At 67.3% G+C, this 21,547-nt stretch carries 18 protein-coding genes; 17 read left to right on the top strand and 1 reads right to left on the bottom strand.

Annotated elements, in window-relative coordinates; genetic code table 11:
- The first annotated feature begins 489 nt into the window (after nucleotides 1-489).
- The 14 genes from LR394_RS39630 to LR394_RS39565 all read left to right on the top strand — a co-directional run bounded on the left by LR394_RS39630 (nucleotide 490) and on the right by LR394_RS39565 (nucleotide 16,794).
- Nucleotides 490-1,686 carry an MFS transporter gene (locus tag LR394_RS39630; protein ID WP_231449877.1) on the top strand — a complete coding sequence of 399 codons (1,197 nt, stop codon included), beginning with the start codon at nucleotides 490-492 and terminating at the stop codon, nucleotides 1,684-1,686.
- 38 nt (nucleotides 1,687-1,724) lie between these two features.
- On the top strand, nucleotides 1,725-2,798 hold the full coding sequence (locus tag LR394_RS39625; protein ID WP_231449876.1) for a hypothetical protein: 1,074 nt from the start codon (nucleotides 1,725-1,727) through the stop codon (nucleotides 2,796-2,798).
- The gene (locus LR394_RS39620) at nucleotides 2,795-5,539 is read left to right on the top strand and encodes an AMP-binding protein (RefSeq protein ID WP_231449875.1); all 2,745 of its coding nucleotides are present in this window, start codon (nucleotides 2,795-2,797) and stop codon (nucleotides 5,537-5,539) included. The genes LR394_RS39625 and LR394_RS39620 overlap by 4 nt, the downstream gene beginning before the upstream one ends.
- The gene (locus LR394_RS39615; protein WP_231449874.1) at nucleotides 5,536-6,543 is read left to right on the top strand and encodes a class I SAM-dependent methyltransferase; all 1,008 of its coding nucleotides are present in this window, start codon (nucleotides 5,536-5,538) and stop codon (nucleotides 6,541-6,543) included. Before LR394_RS39620 ends, LR394_RS39615 begins: the two co-directional genes overlap by 4 nt.
- Nucleotides 6,540-8,135, top strand: coding sequence for an MBL fold metallo-hydrolase (locus LR394_RS39610; protein ID WP_231449873.1), 1,596 nt, complete (start codon nucleotides 6,540-6,542; stop codon nucleotides 8,133-8,135). Before LR394_RS39615 ends, LR394_RS39610 begins: the two co-directional genes overlap by 4 nt.
- The gene (locus tag LR394_RS39605) at nucleotides 8,132-9,448 is read left to right on the top strand and encodes an ATP-grasp domain-containing protein (protein WP_231449872.1); all 1,317 of its coding nucleotides are present in this window, start codon (nucleotides 8,132-8,134) and stop codon (nucleotides 9,446-9,448) included. Before LR394_RS39610 ends, LR394_RS39605 begins: the two co-directional genes overlap by 4 nt.
- Before the next feature lie 9 nt (nucleotides 9,449-9,457).
- The gene (locus LR394_RS39600) at nucleotides 9,458-10,312 is read left to right on the top strand and encodes a TauD/TfdA dioxygenase family protein (RefSeq protein ID WP_231449871.1); all 855 of its coding nucleotides are present in this window, start codon (nucleotides 9,458-9,460) and stop codon (nucleotides 10,310-10,312) included.
- Between the two features lie 101 nt (nucleotides 10,313-10,413).
- Complete coding sequence (locus tag LR394_RS39595) at nucleotides 10,414-11,604, top strand: ATP-grasp domain-containing protein (RefSeq protein WP_231449870.1); 1,191 nt, start codon at nucleotides 10,414-10,416, stop codon at nucleotides 11,602-11,604.
- Nucleotides 11,591-12,235, top strand: coding sequence for a histidine phosphatase family protein (locus tag LR394_RS39590; RefSeq protein ID WP_231449869.1), 645 nt, complete (start codon nucleotides 11,591-11,593; stop codon nucleotides 12,233-12,235). The genes LR394_RS39595 and LR394_RS39590 overlap by 14 nt, the downstream gene beginning before the upstream one ends.
- 3 nt (nucleotides 12,236-12,238) lie before the next feature.
- Nucleotides 12,239-12,790, top strand: a complete 552-nt coding sequence (locus tag LR394_RS39585) for a chloramphenicol phosphotransferase CPT family protein (RefSeq protein ID WP_231449868.1) — start codon at nucleotides 12,239-12,241, stop codon at nucleotides 12,788-12,790.
- A gap of 341 nt (nucleotides 12,791-13,131) precedes the next feature.
- The gene (locus LR394_RS39580) at nucleotides 13,132-13,758 is read left to right on the top strand and encodes a LysE family translocator (RefSeq protein ID WP_231449867.1); all 627 of its coding nucleotides are present in this window, start codon (nucleotides 13,132-13,134) and stop codon (nucleotides 13,756-13,758) included.
- A 394-nt stretch (nucleotides 13,759-14,152) separates the two neighbouring features.
- Complete coding sequence (locus LR394_RS39575; protein WP_231449866.1) at nucleotides 14,153-14,551, top strand: hypothetical protein; 399 nt, start codon at nucleotides 14,153-14,155, stop codon at nucleotides 14,549-14,551.
- A gap of 128 nt (nucleotides 14,552-14,679) precedes the next feature.
- Entirely contained in the window at nucleotides 14,680-16,017 is a 1,338-nt protein-coding gene (gene nhaA, locus LR394_RS39570; protein ID WP_407937210.1) for a Na+/H+ antiporter NhaA, read from the top strand.
- A gap of 369 nt (nucleotides 16,018-16,386) precedes the next feature.
- Entirely contained in the window at nucleotides 16,387-16,794 is a 408-nt protein-coding gene (locus tag LR394_RS39565; protein ID WP_231449864.1) for an aspartate/glutamate racemase family protein, read from the top strand.
- 3 nt (nucleotides 16,795-16,797) lie between these two features.
- Here LR394_RS39565 and LR394_RS39560 read toward each other — a convergent pair whose 3' ends face one another.
- Nucleotides 16,798-17,676 carry a DUF389 domain-containing protein gene (locus LR394_RS39560; RefSeq protein ID WP_231449863.1) on the bottom strand — a complete coding sequence of 293 codons (879 nt, stop codon included), beginning with the start codon at nucleotides 17,674-17,676 and terminating at the stop codon, nucleotides 16,798-16,800.
- A gap of 187 nt (nucleotides 17,677-17,863) precedes the next feature.
- Between LR394_RS39560 and kdpF the strand changes: the two genes are divergently transcribed.
- The 3 genes from kdpF to kdpB all read left to right on the top strand — a co-directional run.
- Nucleotides 17,864-17,953, top strand: coding sequence for a K(+)-transporting ATPase subunit F (gene kdpF, locus LR394_RS39555; protein WP_231449862.1), 90 nt, complete (start codon nucleotides 17,864-17,866; stop codon nucleotides 17,951-17,953).
- Nucleotides 17,953-19,617, top strand: coding sequence for a potassium-transporting ATPase subunit KdpA (gene kdpA, locus LR394_RS39550; protein ID WP_231449861.1), 1,665 nt, complete (start codon nucleotides 17,953-17,955; stop codon nucleotides 19,615-19,617). Before kdpF ends, kdpA begins: the two co-directional genes overlap by 1 nt.
- Nucleotides 19,618-19,631: 14 nt before the next feature.
- Nucleotides 19,632-21,547, top strand: a 1,916-nt coding sequence (kdpB, locus tag LR394_RS39545) for a potassium-transporting ATPase subunit KdpB (protein ID WP_231449860.1), incomplete at its 3' end; no start/stop codon positions are given.

Below are 21,547 nucleotides of genomic sequence, written 5' to 3'. Positions count from 1 at the left end.
GTGGGAATCTCTAAGCCGGGAATGCGGGCATTGCCCATTCTCTGGTGCTGGACCTGGGTCAATGATATTAGGGGGATCTGTGAGAAGCGCTCTGCCGTGGCGATGGACCGATCCAGGCCTTGCTTGCCTGCTTGCCCGCTGGTCTGCGCGTTTGCGGTGTGTAGGGTCGGTCGTGGCTGACCGGTGGCGCTAGGGCCGGGACTTGCCCGGTTCGGGGTCGCCGGTCGGGTACCGGAACGGCCCGAACGAGATTTCAGAGTTCCGGTCCATGTTCCCTCGCCCGCCGGGGGGCCGAATTCTGACTGTGCCTTTCCTGTGAAAGATCTTTATTGCGTTCGCGGAGCGCATGAATTGCGTGCTGTCTCCGGACGGTTGCTCAGGTGATCTCACTCGTTGATTTCACGCTCGCGATTTCAGTCATGTGAGGGCCAGCCAGTGAAGTATGTCGATTCCGGGACCGGGGAAAAACATGATGTGGAACCCGATTCAGTGGATTCTGTCTCCGGTGAACGTCTGCCGCGGGGTACTGCCTTCTATCTCGGGGTTCAGACCGCGATCGAGCGGCTGCTGCTCTTCGTCGTTCCGGTAGCGGTCTACCGGCAGACCGGAAGCCTGAGCAGCAGCGGGCTGGCCTATGTTGCCGAATGGCTCCCGGTCATTGTGTTGCTGCCCTTGGTCGGGGCCGTCGTCGATCGGTCGTCCGGGCCACGCTTGCTGAGGGTCACGAACATCTGCCGGGCTGTGGTGTGTGCCCTGGTGGGACTCTCGACCACGCTTGGTCTCGGGGTTGTACCGCTGGTTCTGGCGGGGTCGGTGCTGGGTGTCGCAAACATCTTCGCCTACATCATTTTCGAGCGCTACGTCTCCGGATTCTCCGGCGAAGGCGTGGCGACGGCGTACTCGTATTTCCAGACGCTGCAGTACACCATGCTCCTGGCGATGCCCGTTGTGGGCGGCCTGGCACTGTCCGGGCACGGACTTCCCTGGCTGTTCGCTCTGTGCGCAGCGGTCTACGCGGTAGCGGCCTTGCTGGGCCCGTCGATGCAGCTGCCGGCCGCGAGCGAACCGGGCGAGGCAGAGCCGAGCTGGCCCGACCGTCTCCGGGCCGCGGTCCAGCTTGCCCGCAATCCTCTGGCCAGAACGGTCATCGTGCTGCTGTTCGCGGTCAATCTCACCTATGGGGTCCTCTACACGGCACTTCCGGCTCTGACCTCAGCAGGTGGGCACGCGGATGTGCTGTTGCCGTTGGGATACGGCTCGGCGGCGCTGATCTCTCTGCTCTACTTCCGATCAGCGGCCTGGCTGCACCGCCATCATCTGGTCGCCAAGCTCGGCATAGCCGCGGCTCTCACCACTGCCGGCGCGCCCCTTGCCCTGGCCACGACGAACACCCCGGTTCTGGCGGTGGTGGTGTTCGCCGTATCCATAGGTCCCATGGTCGCTTTCACCATCTGGTCCCGCGTTGTCCGCAACCAGCTGCTCGATCCTCGGCACTTTTCGCTGCAGGCATCGGTGATCATGACCGGGACTACTGCCGCCTACCCGGTCGCCGGCGCCTACCTGGGCCTGGTGGGCGATCGGGTGCCTGCGCAGCTGGCGGTCGCCGCGGTCAGTGTGGTGTGCCTCGGCATGGTCGTCACGACGCTGGTGTCGCTGCGCCGTGGCCAGATGCTCGGGGCCGCATGATGAATCGGGTAAGGGCCGAGTTGCCGTACTTACGACGTGTGGCTGACCTTGTCACCCGGTTAGGGCTGGACAGCGACACCACCCCCTCGGTCTCCTGGCGGGTCCCGGCTGGACCCCGGGAGACGCTCAGGACCCAGCTGGCCCGCATCGAGGCCTGGCTCCGGGCCGCCGCGGTGGACCGGGCCCTGGCCTGGGTGTTGGACTGCGAACAGTCAGACATCGGGGTCGACATCACCATCGAAGCCGCCGATCACCTGGTCTCTCCGGCAGCGACGGCCCAAGCATCCCGGGGAAGCGTCCCACTCGATCTGAGCACCGTGTTCCGCGCGCACTATGTGGATGCCGCGAACGGAGACGGAGTACTGACTCTTAAGGTCAGCCATCTGATCGCCGACGCCGTGGATGCGAGGGACCTGTTCGTAGCGGCGACGCGGTTTCTCGCCGGTGACGGGGCGGCCCTAGGGATGTACACCTTCGAGTCGGCCTCCGCGCTCGAGCTGTACGCCGTCCCGGGGGCTGATGAAGCTGCGGTGGGCGCGATGCTGGGCGAAGTCCCCGATCCCGTGCGCCCAGGCCTGGGCGGCTTGGGCGAAGTCGCCACGGCCGTTGCGCAGGTGGGCGCGGAGCACCGGTTCGACACCCTGCTGGCGGCGCTCGCCCGCGCGGTGGAGCCAATCGTCGGCCCTGATCAGATCTGGACCTATCCATACACCAGAAGGCGTTTTCGCGACCGGCGAGGATATTTCGCCGAGATCAAGAGCATCCGGATCCCGACGTCCGTCGGCGATCTGGGCGCCACGGTCAGCGCAGCGCGAACCCGGGCCGAGTCCCTGGGCCGCTACTCCGAGGGCGATTTTCCGGCCCTCGCGCGCAGACTCGCCCAGTCCCGAAGCCCTCGCCTCGTCCTGAGCGACACCTCGTTCTACCGCGTTCCGGATTCTCCCTTCGAGTACCTGCCCACCTACAGCCGTCGCAGCCTGGACGACATCCGGTTCCTGTGGGACCGGTCTCCGGCCGCCGACGGCGAGCTCCGCGTCCAGTACAAGCGCAGATTCCTGAATGCTCACGAGGCAGGGGATCTGACGCACCGGATAGAAAGGTTCATCGCGTGAGAGCCCCAGAAATCCTGGCCGCGGCCTTCGCGGCCTGGCCCGATCGCACCGCCCTGTTCAGCGGTGAAGGACCCGGCATCAGTTACGCGGAACTCGACCGGGCGACGATCCGCCTGGCTTCCCGGCTCCAGCAGGCTGCCCCCGGCAACGGGCGGGTGTACGTCCTGGGACACCACAGCATCGAGGCCACGACTGCGGCGCTGGCGGTGCTGCGATCAGGCCTGACGTACACGCCGCTCAATCCCGAGCTACCCGGCGCCCGAATCGACTCGATCATCGAGGAACTGGGCGGCGGGCTCGTGCTGGCCTGCGACGAGCGCTGGCAGGATCGGGGCGAGGTCCCGGCCCGGACCGAATGGCGTCGCCTGGGGGCCGTCGAGCTGGCCGAGACCGCAGCCGATGCGGCGGCCGGACTGCTGCCCGACCCCGGTCTCGCCGTCGCCTACTCGATCCTGACCTCGGGCTCCACCGGCGAACCGAAGCCGGTCGAGGTCGGCCACGAAGGCCTGCTGCACCTGTGCCGGGGACAGAGCGAGGCGCTCGAGATCGGTCCCGGTGACCGCCTGCTGCAGTTCGCGTCGCTCGCCTTCGACGCCTCGATCGCCGAAATTATGGTCGCCCTGCACGCGGGCGCCACCTTGTGCTTGCCTCCCGTCACCGACGGCGGCTGGCTGGCAAGCGTCACCGCCTTCCTGCGCAAGAACCCCGTGGACTTCGCCACCCTGCCGCCGACCGTGTACCGGCTGCTCGGAGCCTCGGCCCAGCGCAACATCCGCACGATGGTCTTCGTCGGCGAGGCACTGGAGGAGAACGAATTCCTGCTCGCACAGTCGCACGGTCGGGTTCTCAACGCCTACGGGCCGACCGAGGCCACTGTCTGCGCCACGATCGGCGAACTGAAGAAGTTCTCCCGTTCGGTGGGGTATCCGCTGCCCGGCTTCAGCCTGTACGTCCTCGATGAGACAGCTCCGGGCGGCGGGTTGAGCGAACAGGGTACCGGCGAACTGGTGCTGTGCGGCCCTGGCGTCGCCCTCGGCTATCACGGTCGCGCCCGTGAGGCGTTCGGTGAACACACCGGCCTGCGCACCTACCGCACGGGGGACGTCGTCACCCTGGGCGAGGACGGGGCGGTCGTCTTCCACGGCCGTCAGGACGACCAGTTCAAGCGGCTCGGGCACCGGATATCCCGCTCGGAGCTGGAGAACCGGTGGAGCACCGTACTGGGCCGGGCCGCCTGGTGCGTGCGGCGTGACGAGGAGGTGGTGCTGGTCTGCGAGCAGGACACCCTCGCCTCGGATCTCCTGGAGAAGCTGCGCCGGGTCCTGGCGCCGTGGGAAGTGCCGAACGATGTCCGGCAGCTGGCCCAGGTGCCGCTCCAGGCCAGCGGAAAACTGGACCGTGAGGCCATCGAGCAGCTGCTCGAAGCCGCTCCGGCAGACGAGCCGCCCCCCGCGCAGACCTTGGTCGCGCAGGTCGAGCTGATTGCCAAGGGCGTGCTGGGCTTCACTCCTGAGGCCGACCGGACGATCTTCGACCAGGGTGCGGACTCCTTCACCTTCGTCACCCTGCAGGTGGAGCTGGGCAAGGTGTACGGCGACGAACTCGTCGAGAGCATCTTCACCAAACTGGATTTCGACTTCGTGAGCAACGATTTCGTCCACACACTGCACGAGCTGACTCAGGCCCCCGACAGCCGCGCGATTCCTGGCCCACCAGCGCCGTCGGCGCAGGACGAGGCCGAAGACAGCTTCCTTCTGTCCACCCGGCTGCTCGAGGAATTCGAGGCGGGTCTCACCACGGCCACCCGGCCCAGCACAACGGCGTCGGCCACCGGGGTGGTGCTCACCGGGGCCCGAGGCTTCATCGGCGGGCACCTGCTGAACCGCCTGCTGAGCGCTGAGCGCGACGTCGTGGCACTCACTTCGTCCGACCCGGCCTCGTTGCCCGTCGAGCACACGCGCCGATTCGGCGGACCCGGGCAGGTCCCGGCCGTGGCCATGACCGACGTGGCCGGTGGCGACCTGCTGGCGGGCCGTGATGTCATCCACAGCGGTTACACCGTGAACCATTCACTTCCATTGTCGGCCCAGCACACTCGAAACATCATCCCGACCCTGGACCTGATCCGGGCCGCTTGCGAGCAGGGCGCCCGGCGGTTCGTCTTCCTGTCGGCCACATCCAGCGGCCCCAGTTTCCGGAAGTGGGGCCGGGAGGCATGGGATGCCTGCCAGGATCCGTACTCCCAGGCCAAGCTGATCTGCGAGGAAGGACTGCACCGGGCGCGCCGGTTCGGGCTGGACGTCACCGTCCTGCGGCTCCCACTGGTCTACGGGCATCGGCCTGCCGACCAGGCATTCCTGGAGAACAACGTCTTCTTGGGCGTCGTCCGGGCCGCCCTGGCAGTAGGCGCTCTGCCCGAAACAACGGGAGCTTTCCCGCTGTGTCATGTCGACACGGTGACCGACGCGGTCCTGGAAGCCCTCGAGAGCCCCGGCACAGAACGCTTTGTCAGCGAAGCGGTCGTCACGGCCCAATCGCTGGCGGGCCTGGCCCCCGGCCGGCTGGTGACCTTGCTGGCGGCCGCCTGGCTGGCCCGGGTCGAGGCGGCAGGCGTGATGGCACCGGAGATGCTGACCCGCGTCCGGCAGGTAATCCCCATGATCGGACAACCAGAAGACGGCGAGCCCGACGGCGTCGCCCTGATCTCGGCCGCGTTGCGGACGATCGGAGCAGCACGATGACTCAGGTGGATTTCGAGCCGTTCCGGCGTGAGGACTGCTGGGATCGCGGCGTTTCCGTGACCGAGGACGACCTGATCCCGGAGCAGGCCCTGCGCCGGCGGCTGGAGAGCGTCTCGGGTCCCTGGGACGTCGGCGCGAGCATGGAGTGGGTGGAACCCTGGAACGCCCATCCCGAGCGGATCTTCCATGTTCGAGTCGGTGGTGAGACTTGGCTGGGACTGAAGACCGTCTCCGACTATGTGCTGAGCGACGGCATCCCCGGCGTGTTCTGCAGCAGGGTGCGCTGGCACAACCTTCTCGGCCGGCTGGAGAGCCTGCGGGTGTCGGAGCAAGGCGTGAGAGTGCGTGCGCGGATGGCGTCACGGGCCGAACGTGAGGCGGCGTTCGAGGGACTGTCGCATCTCGACGAGATCGTTCATCCCTATCCCAAGATGGACGGCGCCGGGCGGGAGACCGGTAGCCCGCCCGAGGGCTGGTTCGTCAACGAGGACCGCGCCGACTTCCTCAGCACCGGGGAACTGCACCTGCGGGCCTACACGGCGGAACGATTCGCTGGACACTGGCCGAAAGACCAGCGTATCGTCGCTTTTGACCCCGCCTGCTCGACAGGGCAGTTCCTCGCCGAGTTCGCCTCCGCGGCCCAGTGCGCGGTGACCACGGTCGGCCAGGACCTCAGCGCTCAGATGGTCTCCTACGCGAAACCACGGCTGGACTCCGTGCACTGCGGCGACGCGCGCTCACCGGTCTGCGAACCCGGGACGGTCGACGTCGTCTTTGCTCGTTTCCTCAACAGTGAGGTCGTCACCAGCGAAGAGGCGCGCCTGATCGCCGGGCCGCTGGCCCGGACACTGAAACCGGGTGGTCTCTTCGTGGCTTTCGGCCACACTCCCGTGCTGATCGATCAGGAGGACCTGGGCGCGCACGGGCTAGTCATGAACCAGACCATCGGACGGCGGGGCACTGACGTCTTCCAGTACTACATCGCAACCAAGGAGTCCCAGTGACGACCTACTCGCTCCGCCCGGATGTGATCGTGGAACCCGGGATCGACGGATGGTACGCCTGGTCGTACCTGATGGCCCCGCACAGTGCGGCGATGTTGCGGCGCAACCACTATCGCTCAATCGTCGAGGGCTACCTGGCCTCTCCCGAAACACACGCGACGGCGCTGCGCAACCCGCGCATGCAGGGCGGGCCGTTCGTCAACGGACTGGGATCCCGTTACGAGGTCATCGCCAAGTGGTGGGCCGATGCGGGCGGCGCCGGCCCTCTCGACCGGATGGCAGAGTCCGTCACCGAGCTTGAGACCAACATCCTGCCCCGTTTCACCGGTGGCAGCCTGGTCGAGGCCTACAAGCAGTTGCCCGCGAATCTGCGGGGCCTGGTCGAATTGTTCTACGCACGGGACAACCACACCGCGGACTACCGTTTCATCGAGCCCCTGGTCTACGCCAGCGAGTTCGGTGACGCGATCCGCCAGCACGTCCGGTTCTCGTTCGTCGAGCAGGACGCTCGCGACTTCGCCCTGACCACACCGCTGCTGGAGTTCGACGACACCCAACTGGTGGTGGACACGGACCTTTCGTCCCCGCTGCTGGACACCATGTTCGCCGGGCGACTGTCCGAGGAGGAACTCAACGCACTGGCGGTTGGGTTCGGTCTCACCGCGGAACATCAGAAACGCTGGAGATCGTATTTCACCCCGGACCAGGGGGAGGTGCGAGCCCGGCCCGCGTCGGCGACGACCCGCGTGCAGTACGCCGGGCACGCCTGCGTGCTGGTCGAGCATCAGGGCACCACCATCTTGGTCGATCCCGTGCTGAGCTACTCCGGCTACGACGAGGTGGATGACGAGCGGGTGACGTTCGAGAAGCTGCCGGCCACCATTGACTGCCTGCTGATCTCGCACAACCACCAGGACCACATGCTCCTGGAGACCCTGCTGCGGATCCGCCACAAGGTGAAGGAAGTAGTGGTCTCCGAATCGAGCAACGGCTCCACCATCGATCCGAATCTCCCGTTGATTCTGGAGCGTCTGGGCTTTCGCGTACGAGGTCTGCGAGACCTGCAGTCCCACCAGGTCGGCAGCATGCGGGTGACCGCGCTGCCCTTCGTGGGTGAGCACGGCGACCTGAGAATCCAGACCAAGTCCTGTTTCCATCTGCAGGCCGGTGACCGGTCGATGGCCTTCGCCGCCGATGCCACGAACATCAACCCGGGGATGTACGACCGGATCGCACGGATCATCGGCCGGATCGACACCGTGTTCATCGGGATGGAATGCGTCGGCGCCCCGGTGAGCTGGCTGTACGGGCCGTTCTTCCCGACGAGGCTGGAACGCGCCTTCGACCAGAGCCGGCGCCTGCGCGGTTCCAACTTCGACCAGGCCCGCGAGATCGTCGAGGCGGTCGGGGCCGACGAGGTCTTTGTCTACGCCATGGGCCAGGAGCCGTGGCTGGGTGCGGTGATGTGCGTCGAGTACGACGAGAGCCATCCGGCGATGGTGGAGAGCGACAAGCTGGTCGCCTACGCGCAGCAGAGAGGAATTCGCAGTAAGCGGCTCTTCCGGTACGAAGAGATCCTGGGCGAACGATGACCGGTCCCGGGGAAGGCACCCGGCACGTGATGCACGTGGGGTTCTTCCCGGAGATCCTCGATCACGTCGACGTGTCCAGAGATCTCCTGAGCGTTCTGCTGCACCAGCGGGCCGCCGACGAGACGGCACCCGGCATCAGCCTCCGCCTGGCTCGTCTGCAGCCGGTCGACGTGCCTCACCGCCTGAACAACAACGACTACGACGACTTCTATCCCGAGTTCCAGGCGGGCGCCGAGAAGATTGCCGAGCAACTCGGTGCTCCTCAGGCTGTGGTGGGACTTTACGAACACACCGTGGTTCCGGCGGCCCGGCTGCGCGAACGCTTCAACCTGCCCGGGACGAGCGTCGACACCGCGCTCAACTGCCGCGACAAGGTGCGGATGAAGCACCTGGTCGCGCAGGCGGGCGTCGCGGTCCCGCAGTGGCTGGATCTGGCCGGTGCCACCGGGGAGCGGATCCGGTCGTGGCTCAACAGCCGACCGGGCCGGTGGGTGATCAAGCCCAAGAGTGAGGGCGGTGCCGTCGGGGTGCAGATCGTGGACAACCCGACAGCCGGCCTGGCGGCAATCTCCCGGATTCCCGCGGCCGAGCTGAACCGTTACGAAGTCGAGGAATTCGTCGAGGGCGAGATCTTCCATCTGGATGCCGTCGTCCGCGACGCAACCATCTCCTTCCACTCCCTCTCCCGATACCTGAACTCCTGCCACGACAGCTCTGTGCACCGCCTGCCGCTGGCGTCGATCACGGTCACAGACGGCGAACTCGTCGCCGGTGCGCGCGAGGTGGCCGACCGGTGCGTGAGCGCGCTGGGGATAGCCGACGCGGTCATCCATCTGGAGCTGTTCCGCAGCGCAGGTGAGTGGATCTTCCTGGAGATCGCCTGCCGTCACGGCGGCGCCGCGGTGGTACCGCACCTGCAGGAGATCTTCGGGGTGGACCTCCTTGACGAATCCTATCGGGCGAACGTTCTCGACCCCAGCCTCGTACCGCCGGCCCGGGAGCAGACTCCGTTGCGTCCCGAGCATGCCTGCTCAGCCTGGCTGCTCGCCCCGATGAAAGCCTCTGGCCAGTTCACCGTGACCGCGGTGCACCCGCCCGAGGACGTACCAGGAATCGTTAGCGCACGGCTGCCTGAAGCGGGGGACGTTGTCACCGACGAGTTTCGACCCTTTCCCCACCTCGGAGTCTTCATTCTCGCCGGCGCCGACGAGGAGACCGTGCGCCGCGACATCCACCAGGTCCTGGCGACCTACCGGGTCGACCTGCAGTCAGTACCAGCCACGAGCGTCCCGCTCGCAGAAGAGATCGGATAGAGGATCACTATGAAGATCACGCGCGTCGGTACTTACCTCGGTGCGATGGTGGAGGACTTCACCCTCGACCCCGGGGATCCGGACCTGGGCAAGGTGCTGCGGCAGCTCCTCACCGCCCACAAGGTGGTCAAGTTCAAGCGGCAGTTCCTCTCACCCGCCGATCACGTCGCGGTGGCCGCCACCATCGCCACTCCGGAGATCCACCCCTTCGGTTCGGAGAAGGACCCAGTGGTGCAGGGAATCACGCCGTTCCAGCCCTATCGGGAACAGCCCGAGGTCTCCGGTATCTACCACACCGCCGAACACACCGGGAACCTGAACGCCTGGCACAGCGACCTGAACTGGCGTCAGTACCCGACCTACGCCTCCGTCCTGATCGCCCGGAAGATCCCGCCGGTGGGCGGTGACACCGTCTTCGCCGACATGTCAGCGGCCTTCCTGACCCTTCCGGCTGAGATCCGGGAGGAGTTGCAGGGCCTCAAGGTCGAGCACGACTGGATGAACATCTACCGCAAGTCGTTCGCCTCGAACCCGGAGCTGCTGGCCACCCTGCGTGAGAAGTACCCTGCCCAGTATCACCCGCTGGTCCTGACCCACCCGGTGTCCAAGGCACCGGTGCTGTTCTCGAACCGGGTCTCCGGACGCCGTTTCGTCGGAACGACCGACGAAAGGTCTCTGGAACTGATGGATCTGGTCCACCGGCGCGCCTCTCTCCCCGAGGTCCAGTGCCGGTTCTCCTGGGAGGCGGGCGATGTGACGATGTGGGACAACCTTGCCGTTCAGCACTACGCGGTGTCGGACTACGCCCCGCATGAGCGCCGCATGGAGCGGGTCACCGTGTCCAGCGAGAGGCTGTGGGACTGATGTCCTCGGGGGCGCGGCGCCGACGGCCGGTGGTCCTGGTGGGGTGGCGATCGGAGGATCGCTGGTACCTGCCGCTGGACGAGTTCGAATGTCATGTCGTGATGAGCACGCGCAGTGGGCAGCGCCTGTCGACGGAGGAGAGGGCCGGGCTGGGGTCGATCCTGGAACTGGACCTGGCCGGGGCTTCGCTGGACGAGTACGAGGCCCATCTGCCCGAGATTCTCTCCTGGATCCGGGAGATCGACTGCGACCAGCAGGATCTGCAGGTCGTCGCGCTGTACGAGCACACCCTGCGCACGGCCGCCCGACTGCGTTCGGGTCTCGGCCTGGCGGGGATGAGCCCCGAGCAGGTTGAACGGTGCCGGGACAAGGTCGCCATGGTCCGGGCGGTCGAGTCGCACGCGCCGGTGGTGAGCACCTTCCCGGTCGACGAGAGCACCGATGCCGGTGCAGTGGTGAACTGGTTGCACGAGTGCGGGGCGGGTCGGGTGATTCTCAAGCCGCGCGACGGGGCGGCCAGCCTGGGGGTCGTTGAGTTTGCGTCCGTCGATGCGTTCCGATCCGGGGTCGCCGCCGGTTTCACCGAGGAACTCGAAGTTCAGCCGTTCATCGAGAAGCCGATCTGCCATCTCGACGGCCTGATCCGGGACGGCGTTGTCACGTTCCTCAGCGTCAGCCGGTTCGTCGGCGACAACCTGCTGTACCACCGCGACCGGATCCCGATGGGATCGGCCGTCATGGACCGGGACGCGCACCGGATGGGCCTCGACTTCGCCAGCCGGGTCCTGACCGGCCTGGGCGTCGAGGACAGCGCCTTTCACATCGAGGCGTTCTTCGAGGGGACCGGTTTCCGGATGCTCGAGGCAGCGGTACGCGTCGGCGGGATCAACATCCAGCCGCATCTGCGCAGGGTCTTCGAAGTGGACCTGACCGCTGAGGCGTTCCTGGCGCAATGCCAGGAGCCGAGCCGTCTCGACGGTCCAGTGCTCGCGTGCGACCGCGTGCCGGGATCCTCAGGATGGCTGCTCGTCCCGCGGGCCGAGGACGAGCCCTGTGTAGTGACCGACGCGCAGTCCCCTCCGGACACCGGCGAGTTCGTCCTTACCGCAGACGTGTTCGAACCTGGTCGGGTCCTGGCCCGGCAGGGAGTCGGAGTGGATGCGGCCGCCGCCTTCGTCCTGGCGGCTCCCGGTGGTGACACCGAAGTCGTCGCGGCGGCCGTCCACCGCCTGGCCCAACAGGTGAAGGTGTCATACCGCCGGCTGGAGGAAGGGTCTGATGGCCGAGACTGAATTCGTGTTCATGCGGCACGCCGAGTCGCAGAGCAACCTGCTCGGAACGGTGACATCGGCCCGGCCCGGTACCGGTCTCAGTCTGGAGGGCGTGCAGCAGGCCGGGCTCGCCGGCCGCAAGAGCGCGCTCGGACGGCTGTCCGTGATCTTATCCAGCCCGCTTCGGCGGGCGCGAGAGACCGCTGAGCACGTGCGGGGCGCAGGCCCCGATCGAATCCGCGAACTGGCGATCCTCGCCGATGACCGGCTGCGCGAGTTCGAGGTGGGGGAGCTCGAAGGACGCACGGACGACGCGGCCCGCCGGCAACTGTGGAGCGCCTGGTCCCGCTGGCTCGACCAGGACGACCTTGGGCACCGTCCGGCTGAGCACTCCGAGAGCGGGCGGGACGCGGTTGAGCGGTTCCAGGACTTCGTACGGGCCACGGCGGCTGCGCGACCGGGCCAGCGGATCCTGGTCGTGAGCCACGGGACCTTGCTGCAACTGGCACTGACCTGCTTGTGCGTCAACATCCCGACGCGCAACGTTCATGACCGGTGGATCAGCAACACCGGTCTGGTGCAGGCTACTCACGTGAACAACGAGCTTATTTGTACACAATGGGAAGCACCCCGACCGAAAGCGGTGGTGTAGAAGGTGCCGCACCACGAACGATCCCGGCCCCGGGTACTGGTCCTGAACGGTGGATCCAGTTCAGGTAAGACGTCGGTGGCCAGGGAACTGCAGGAGACGCTGGACGGGGTCTGGCTGCGTCTGGGCGTGGACACTTTGATCGACGCGTTGCCGGCCTCGTTCTTCAGTGAGGATTCCCTGAGCTTCGCGGCAGACGGCGAAGTGGTGGTGGGCGCGGGTTTCCAGCAGGTCGAGGACTGGTGGATGGCCGGCGTGGCCCGGATGGTCCAGACCGGGGCGCGGGTGCTGATCGAGGACAACTTCGTCTCCGGTCCAGGTGGCCAGCAGCGATGGCAGGCCGTCTTGGCTGAGGCACCGGTGGGATGGGTCGGGGTGCGGTGCGCCCCGTCGATCGCAGCGGCGCGCGAGCAGGTCCGCGGCGATCGGGTGACCGGGATGGCGGCCAAGCAGGCGGACGCAGTGCATGAGGGCATCGCGTACGACCTGGAGGTCGACACCGGTACGCAGTCGTCCGCCGAGGCGGCGGGCCGGATTCAGGCCCACTTCTTCGGCTGACCGACACGTGGTCTGGGCGCCGTCCGCCAATGCGGGAGGCGTCTGACCTCGTGCCCCGTTCCGGACGGCTGGCTCTCGCGTGGATGGACGCGGTTGCTTTCGTCGAAGAAGGCGTTGGCGGTCGCACCGGGGTGGGCCAGCACAACCCGCGCACCGGAGCCACGCAGCTCAGCGGCCAGGCTTCGATGAGGCGAGGGATGGAACTCGTGGATCTCCCCGGATCCAGCCTGGAGTCCGCTCGTCAGGCACAGGTTTTTCCTTCCCGGGGAACGGATGCCACCACACTCGTCTTCCCTGCCTGGCATATGTCTGACGTCCTGGCGCCCACGTATGATTCACGGGTGCCGCAACAGCTTGTGCCCTTTCTCGCTGTAGCCCTGGTCCTGACGCTGACCCCCGGGCCCGACATGGCTCTGGTTCTGCGCAACGGTGTCCGCGGCGGTTCCCGTGTGGCCTGGTGGACGGGCCTGGGTTGCTGCGCCGGCATCGCCGGGTACGCCGCCGCCTCGGCGATCGGGCTGGCCGCGATCCTGGCTGCGTCGGCCACCGCGTTCCTGATCATCAAGCTGCTCGGCGCCGCCTACCTGATCTACCTGGGCGTGACGGCGTTGTGGCACGCCCGCACGAAGCCGGACCAGCACGTCGAACCGGCTGCGGCGGCCGCGGTGGGGCCGGGGCAGGCGTTCCGGCAGGGCCTGCTCAGCAACCTGCTCAACCCCAAGATCGCGCTGATCTTCCTGACTCTCATTCCCCAGTTCGTCTCACCCGGCGAAGCAGCGCTGCCCACCACCGGCACTCTGGCCGTCGCCTTCCTGCTCCTGGCCGTGCTGTGGTGGCGGATCTTCTCGCTGGCAGTCGGAAATTTGGGACGCGTGCTGTCCCGCGAGCGCGTCCGGGTCACGATCGAGCGGGTCACCGGTGGAGTACTCATCGCGCTCGGCCTCCGTGTGGCCCTGACCGCTCGCTAAGCCGGCCCGGAAGAGCGCCGCAGCAATTCGGGCAGCTCTCCTTCGCCTGGCTGCGGTACCCCCGGGGAAACGACGAACTGGGTCGGCGGTCTGGTGATGATCACGGTGTCGCTGCTGCTGATGCTTGCTGGACTGAGCTGCTACCGGCGTTGTGATCTGGCGGGCTGAACGGTCTGTCAGGACACGCCCGGTGGACGGTCCGGCGTGAAGGGCGCTCGCCGCACGAATTCGGTAACGGTGTTGTCAGGATCGCCGGGCTCTGTGTCAGAAAACTGTCAAGACGGGTGATTCGACGGCGGATGGGAGGTTCACTGCTGAAACCGCTCGGCCTTCTGGGGTCGGCCGAGCAACGACAGCACAGACAACACAACAGCGAATGGATGTGGGCGCGGCGATGTCGTCGAGGCAGGACGACTTCGATCCGGGTGCCCAGCGACGGCCCCCGGTTCCTGGGACGGGTAGTTCCGCGCAGGCGTACGGCCGCTCGCGGTGGGGGGTCGAGGTCGCCGCCGGAAGCCTGGTCATCATGACCGCGGCCTTGCTCGCCGACCGTCTGCCGACCTCCGCGAGCGAGGCTCGATGTCTGGTTGTGGCCTTCGCCGTGACGGTGCTGGCCGGATGCAGCCGTAATCCTCTGGCAGGGCTGTTCCTGGTCCCGCTCGCCTGGATGCTGGTCAGCGGATTCCTGGTCACCGGGCCGGACACGCTGGTGTGGTGCCTGGCCGCGCTGAGCGTCGCCGCCCTGACGGGGTGGGGTGCAGGTCGCCTGATTGCGGCCGGTCCGATCCCCTGAAACGCGTTTGGTGGGCGGGTCGGTCACGGCGTCTGATCCGTTGGGGTGGGTCTGAAGGGGTCCAGGAGGACCGGCGCGGAGGTCTGGGCTAGGGTTCTTAACAGGTGTGCCGGGAAGTCTGGTCGGCGATGTCCTTCCTGACCCCAAAAACAGGAGTTTGTGTGTCGACCTCCCCTGCCGGCCTGTTCCGTCGTGGCTCCTGGCCCGAGACCCGCCGCATCGGAGACATCCTCCGCAAAGAGACCATCGGCGGGATGCTGCTCATGGTCGGCGCAGTTCTGGCCCTGATCTGGGCGAACTCGCCCTGGAACGATCTGTACGAGGACATCCGGGCGTTCGAGTTCGGCCCGGCCGCGCTGCATCTGGACCTGTCGGTCGCCACCTGGGCGGCGGACGGCCTGCTCGCGATCTTCTTCTTCGTCGCGGGACTCGAGCTGAAGCGCGAGTTCGTCGCGGGTGACCTGCGTGCTCCCCGGCGGGCGGTGGTCCCGGTCGCGGCGGCGGCCGGCGGCGTCCTGGTACCGGCGATCATCTACACCGTGGTCGCCGTCAGCTCCGGCAGCGGGCAGGGCTGGGCGATCCCGACCGCTACCGACATCGCGTTCGCCCTGGCCGTCCTGGCCGTGGTCGGGCAGCACCTGCCGGCCGCGATGCGCACCTTCCTGCTCACCCTGGCGGTGGTCGACGACCTGATTGCGATCACCATCATCGCCCTGTTCTACACCTCGGACCTGGCAATCCTGCCGCTGCTCGGCGCTCTGGTCCCGCTGGCCCTGTTCACCGTGCTGGTGCAGCGGCGGGTGCGCTCGTGGTGGCTCCTGCTGCCGCTGGCCTTCGCGACCTGGACCCTGGTCCACGCCTCCGGGGTGCACGCGACGGTGGCCGGTGTGCTGCTCGGGTTCGCCGTTCCGGTGCTGACCCGACCGGACGAGAAGGGCGAAGGGCTGGCCGAGCACTTCGAGCACCGTTTCCGGCCGCTGTCGGCCGGGGTTGCCGTGCCGATCTTCGCTTTCATGTCGGCCGGGGTGGCCGTCGGCGGGCTCTCCGGGCTGGGTTCGGCGCTCAGCGATCCGGTCTCGATCGGGATCGTCGCCGGCCTGGTCCTGGGCAAGCCGCTGGGCATCCTCGGCGCGGTCTGGCTGGTGAGCCGGCTCAGCGGCGGCAAGATGGATCAGGGCTTCACCTGGATCGACCAGTTCGGGCTGGCCCTGCTGGCCGGGATCGGCTTCACCGTCTCGCTGCTGATCGGGGAACTGGCCTTCGGCCCGGGCACCGAGCAGGACGACCACGTCAAGGTCGCCGTCCTCGCCGGCTCGCTGACAGCGGCGGTCCTGGCCTCGGTGGTGCTGCGCGCCCGTAACCGTTTCTACGCCCAGACGTACGCCGCCGAGCAGGTGGACGAGGACGAGGACGGCATCCCGGACGTCTATGAGCACGACCGGGCGAGCAACGGTGAGCAGCGCTGAGACCGTGAGAGACACCCGTTGAGAGCCACATCCAGGCCAGCATCCTGACCACCTCGCTGCTGGCTGACCTGAGGGTCAGCAGCATCTGGGTCACGGCGATCAACAAGCAGCACGCCTGGGCTTCACCCATACCACGGCCGAACGGTTCTTGCCTACGGGAAACCATTCTCGTGGTCGGTCCGACCCACAAGGTGGAGCGTTTCGCTGAAGCCGACTGAGGGCGGAGCGCGATCAAGGAGCTGTCAGGAACCACCTGCTCCTCGTCAGGGTCCCGTCAAGAGACGGTTCGCGACGATCGCACGAGACGTTACTGGTACGAGGGGCATTCGGCTGAATACCCGCAACCGGTGGCGAAAGAGAGCAACAGTGGTGAGAATCGGCCTGCTGGGCGGTACCAACTGGTCGGAAACCCTGCGGTACTACCGCCTGGCGAAGGGCTACCTGAACCGCCAGGGTGACGGCACGCGTCTGCTGGTGGAATGGGTGGACGATCACGAGTTCGAGTTCCTGCAGGTGACGGTCGACTGGGATGCCGCCTGCCTGCTGCTGCAGGAGCGGGCCGAGGCCATGCAGCAAGCCGAGGCAGCTGTCATCGTGCTGTGCGGCAGCCTGCACCCACAGGTGTGCGACCGGCTGATGCGAGCCGTGGAGGTCCCGATGGTCTGCCTGCGTGAGGCCGCCTCGGTGGAGGACGTGACGGGGGCCCTGCGACAGGCGCAGTCTCTTGCCCAAGCGGCGCAGCGGCGGGTGAAACCTGCTGTGCTGAGCCAGGGGTGAGGCTCATGCTCCTTCTGCTGACGGTCGCGATCGTTGTCGTCCTGGTGACCAGGCGGCGCCGTTGAGACGCGAATAGACGCGCTGGATGGCCAGAACCAGACAACCGGCGATCACCATGCCCAGCAGGTTCACCGCCAGCTGGGCCACCGCCCCACCGATCTCGTGAGGAACCCAGACCGCGAGAGCCAGGGCGAGGTTCCCGGCGGCCGGCACCGTGGTCACCGAGATGAACACGCCCACCAGGGCATTGGAACGGCTGGCGGTCAGCGACAGCACCCCGGCCGCCCCGGCCAGCAGCGCCACGACGAAGGACCACCGGTCCGGGGTCCAGATGAAGGCCGTCAGTGGGCGATCGGCGGCCACAGCCTCGGCGGTGACCCAGCCGGCGGCCCGCCCGACCAGGGCCACCAGCGCAGTCACCGCTACGGCGAGCAGGAATCCCACCCCCAGAAGCTTGATCGCTCCCAGAACGATGCTGCGCATGCCCAGCACCAGGCCCACCGCGATCGCGGAGATCGGGCCGAACTCCGGGCCGACCACCATGGCACCGACCACAAGAATGGCCGAGTCGGTCAGGACGGCGACGCCCGCGATCAGGGTGGCCAGGACCAGGAACGTGTGGAAGGCCCAGGACCCACGCGAATCCGACCGGGCCTGACCGACGACCCGCTCCCAGACGATGCCGTCGTCGGGGGAGCCGGGCGCGGCCCGTTCGGCGGCGTCGGCCGCCTTGGACCGGATCGCATCGATGTCCTCCATCGCCATGGTGGCGTTCTCGCTGACACCCAGCTGCCTCAGCGCGGCGGCCACGTCGGAGGCGGCCTCCCGGGCGACGTCGCACAGCTCGGGGGTGTCAAGAATCCGTCGGAATCGCAGCGGCACCTGTCAAGAAGCAGTCAAGCCCTCTGTCGAGGCCGAACGGCAGGCGGTGTGCTGTGTCCCGGCCCGGCACGATGTCGGGCCTTCGATCTGAACTGTGAGGGATAGCGGTGCTTGACCTGGTGTTCGTGCTGTTGACGCTGGCGCTGTTCGGCGGCCTGGCGCTGATCGTCAAGGGGGTGGAGCGGCTGTGACCGTCGTGAACGTGGCCGGACTGGTGATCGCTCTCGGCCTGACCGTCTTCCTGCTGGCTGCCCTGCTCTACCCGGAGAAATTCTGATGGACTCCACTGTCGCGGGCGTCATCTTCGTCGTGACGCTCGTCGTCCTCCTGGCGGCTGCCTACCGCCCGGTCGGCGACTACATCTACGGGGTCATGACCCCGGCCAAGCACTCTCGCGTCGAGCGCGGCATCTACCGGGCGATCGGGGTCGACCCGGACGGCGAGCAGCCCTGGGGCGTGTACGCACGCAGCGTGCTGGCCTTCTCCGTGGTCTCGATCCTGTTCCTCTTCGGGTTCCTGCGGCTGCAGGGCCATCTGCTGATGAACAACGGCCTGGGCGGGCTGGACCCGGACCTGGCCTGGAACACCGCGGTCAGCTTCACCACCAACACGAACTGGCAGGCCTACTCCGGTGAGTCGGCGATGGGCCACCTGGTCCAGATGGCCGGCCTGGCGGTCCAGAACTTCGTCTCCGCCGCGGTCGGGATCGCCGTGGCCACGGCCGTGATCCGGGGCTTCGCCCGGAGCCGGACCACCCAGCTGGGTAACTTCTGGGTGGACCTGACCCGCGTCGTGCTGCGCCTACTGCTGCCGATCTCGGTGGCCTTCGCGATCGTCTTCGTCGCGGCCGGCATGGTGCAGAACTTCTCCGCGGGCACCGAGATCACCACCCTGGCCGGCAACTCGCAGACCATCACCGGTGGCGCGGTGGCCAGCCAGGAAGTGATCAAGGAACTGGGAACGAACGGTGGCGGTTTCTACAACGTCAACTCCGCGCACCCGTTCGAGAACCCCACCACCTGGACCAACTTCATCGAGATCTTCCTGATCCTGCTGATCCCGATCAGCCTGCCGCGGGCCTTCGGCCGGATGGTCGGCAGCAACAAGCAGGGCTACGCCATCGTCGCCGCGATGGGCGTGATCGCGATCCTGAGCGTCAGCCTGATGAACCTGTCCCAGGGACTGGGCGGCGGCGACGTCGTGCCGGCCTCGGCCGGGGCGGCGACCGAGGGCACCGAGACCCGCTTCGGCGTGCTCAACTCGGCCACCTTCGCGGCCGCGACCACGCTGACCTCGACCGGATCGGTGAACTCGTTCCACGACTCGTACACCTCGTTCGGTGGCGGGATCACGATGTTCAACATGATGCTCGGTGAGATCGCGCCCGGTGGTGTGGGTTCCGGCCTGTACGGGATGCTGGTGATCGCGGTGATCACGGTGTTCGTCGCCGGCCTGATGGTCGGGCGGACCCCGGAGTACCTGGGTAAGAAGATCGGTGCGCGGGAGATGAAGTTCGCCTCCCTGTACCTGCTCACCACCCCGGCCATCGTGCTGGTCGGCACAGCCGTGGCGATGGCCCAGGAAGGCCCGCGCGAGACGATGAACAACATCGGCGCGCACGGCTTCTCCGAGGTGCTCTACGCCTACACCTCGGCCGGTAACAACAACGGGTCGGCCTTCGCCGGCATCGGTGTCGACACCGGCTGGTACAACACGACTCTCGGCCTGGCCATGCTGTTCGGCCGGTTGCTGCCGATCATCTTCGTGCTGGCTCTGGCCGGTTCCCTGGCGCAGCAGCAGCCCACTCCCGAGTCGGCCGGCACGCTCAAGACGTACCAGCCGCTCTTCGTCGGGATGCTCGTCGGCGTGATGGTGATCGTCGTCGCCCTGACCTTCCTGCCGGCGCTGGCCCTGGGGCCGATCGCCGAAGGCCTGAGCTGAGTAAGGACTCTGACATGACTGCTACCACTACGGAACGCCCAGCGGCCCAGCCGGACCCGTCCCAGCCGCCCCGCAAGGTCGGCGGCGGGCTGCTGGACCCCAAACAGCTGTGGATCTCGCTGCCTGATGCGATCCGCAAGCTCGACCCCCGGATCATGTGGCGCAACCCGGTGATGCTGATCGTCGAGATCGGCTCGGTGTTCACCACGGTCCTGGCGATCACCGACCCGTCGGTCTTCGCCTGGGTGATCACGGTCTGGCTCTGGCTGACCGTGCTCTTCGCCAACCTGGCCGAGGCCGTGGCCGAGGGCCGGGGCAAGGCCCAGGCCGACACCCTGCGCAAGGCCAAGCAGGACACCACCGGGCGCCGGCTGAACAACTGGAGCCCCGGGACCCACGTCCTGGACGAGACCGTGGTCGGGGCCCCGGAACTGCGGCTCGGTGACTTCGTGGTCGTCGATGCCGGCGAGGTCATCCCCGGCGACGGCGAGGTAGTCCAGGGCATCGCCAGCGTCGACGAGTCGGCCATCACCGGTGAGTCCGCGCCGGTGATCCGGGAGTCCGGCGGCGACCGTTCGGCGGTCACCGGCGGCACCCGGGTGCTGTCCGACCGGATCGTCGTGCGGATCACCCAGAAGCCCGGCGAGAGCTTCGTGGACCGGATGATCGCCCTGGTCGAGGGCGCGAACCGGCAGAAGACGCCGAACGAGATCGCGCTGAACATCCTGCTCGCGTCGCTGACCATCATTTTCCTGATGGCGGTGGCCACGCTGCAGCCGCTGGCCATCTACGCGGTGGGGGAGCAGGGCTTCGGTACTGACAACGAGGTGATCGGGGCCGGCGGGGTCACCGGCATCGTGCTGGTCTCGCTCCTGGTCTGCCTGATCCCGACGACGATCGGCGCGCTGCTGTCGGCCATCGGCATCGCCGGGATGGACCGGCTGGTCCAGCGCAACGTGCTGGCCATGTCCGGCCGCGCGGTCGAGGCTGCGGGCGACGTGAACGTGCTGCTGCTGGACAAGACCGGCACGATCACCCTGGGCAACCGCCAGGCCAGTGAATTCGTTCCGGTGCACGGTGTCTCAGTGGACGAGCTGGCCGATGCGGCCCAGCTTTCGAGCCTGGCCGACGAGACACCTGAGGGCCGCTCGATCGTGGTCCACGCCAAGTCGGCACATGGCCTGCGCGAGCGTGAGATCCACGACGCCACCTGGATCGAGTTCACCGCCCAGACCCGGATGTCGGGTGTGGACGTGGACGGCCGGGCCCTGCGCAAGGGCGCCGCCTCTGCGGTGATCGAGTGGGTGCGGGGCAACGGCGGCCGGATCCCGGACGACCTCAAGGGCATCGTGGACGAGGTCTCCTCGGCTGGCGGAACGCCGCTGGTGGTGGCCGAGGAACACCGCATCCTCGGGGTGATCCACCTCAAGGACGTGGTGAAGAACGGGATGCGTGAGCGTTTCGACGAGATGCGCCGGATGGGCATCCGCACGGTGATGATCACCGGCGACAACCCGCGCACCGCCGAGGCGATCGCCAAGGAGGCCGGTGTCGACGACTTCCTCGCCGAGGCCACCCCCGAGGACAAGCTCGCCCTGATCAAGAAGGAGCAGGACGGCGGCAAGCTGGTCGCGATGACCGGCGACGGCACCAACGACGCCCCTGCTCTGGCCCAGGCCGATGTGGGCGTGGCGATGAACACCGGAACCTCGGCCGCGAAAGAGGCCGGGAACATGGTGGACCTGGACTCCGACCCGACCAAGCTCATCGAGATCGTCGAGATCGGCAAGCAGCTCCTGATCACCCGCGGCGCGCTGACCACGTTCTCGATCGCCAACGACATCGCCAAGTACTTCGCGATCATCCCGGCCATCTTCGCCGCGGTCTACCCGGGCCTGGACACCCTGAACATCATGCGGCTGGACAGCCC

The sequence above is a fragment of the Kineosporia babensis genome, from assembly GCF_021129305.1.
GTDB lineage: Bacteria > Actinomycetota > Actinomycetes > Actinomycetales > Kineosporiaceae > Kineosporia > Kineosporia babensis.
Note: the sequence above shows the minus strand (reverse complement) of the source record. Positions and strands in the feature narration are given on the sequence as shown.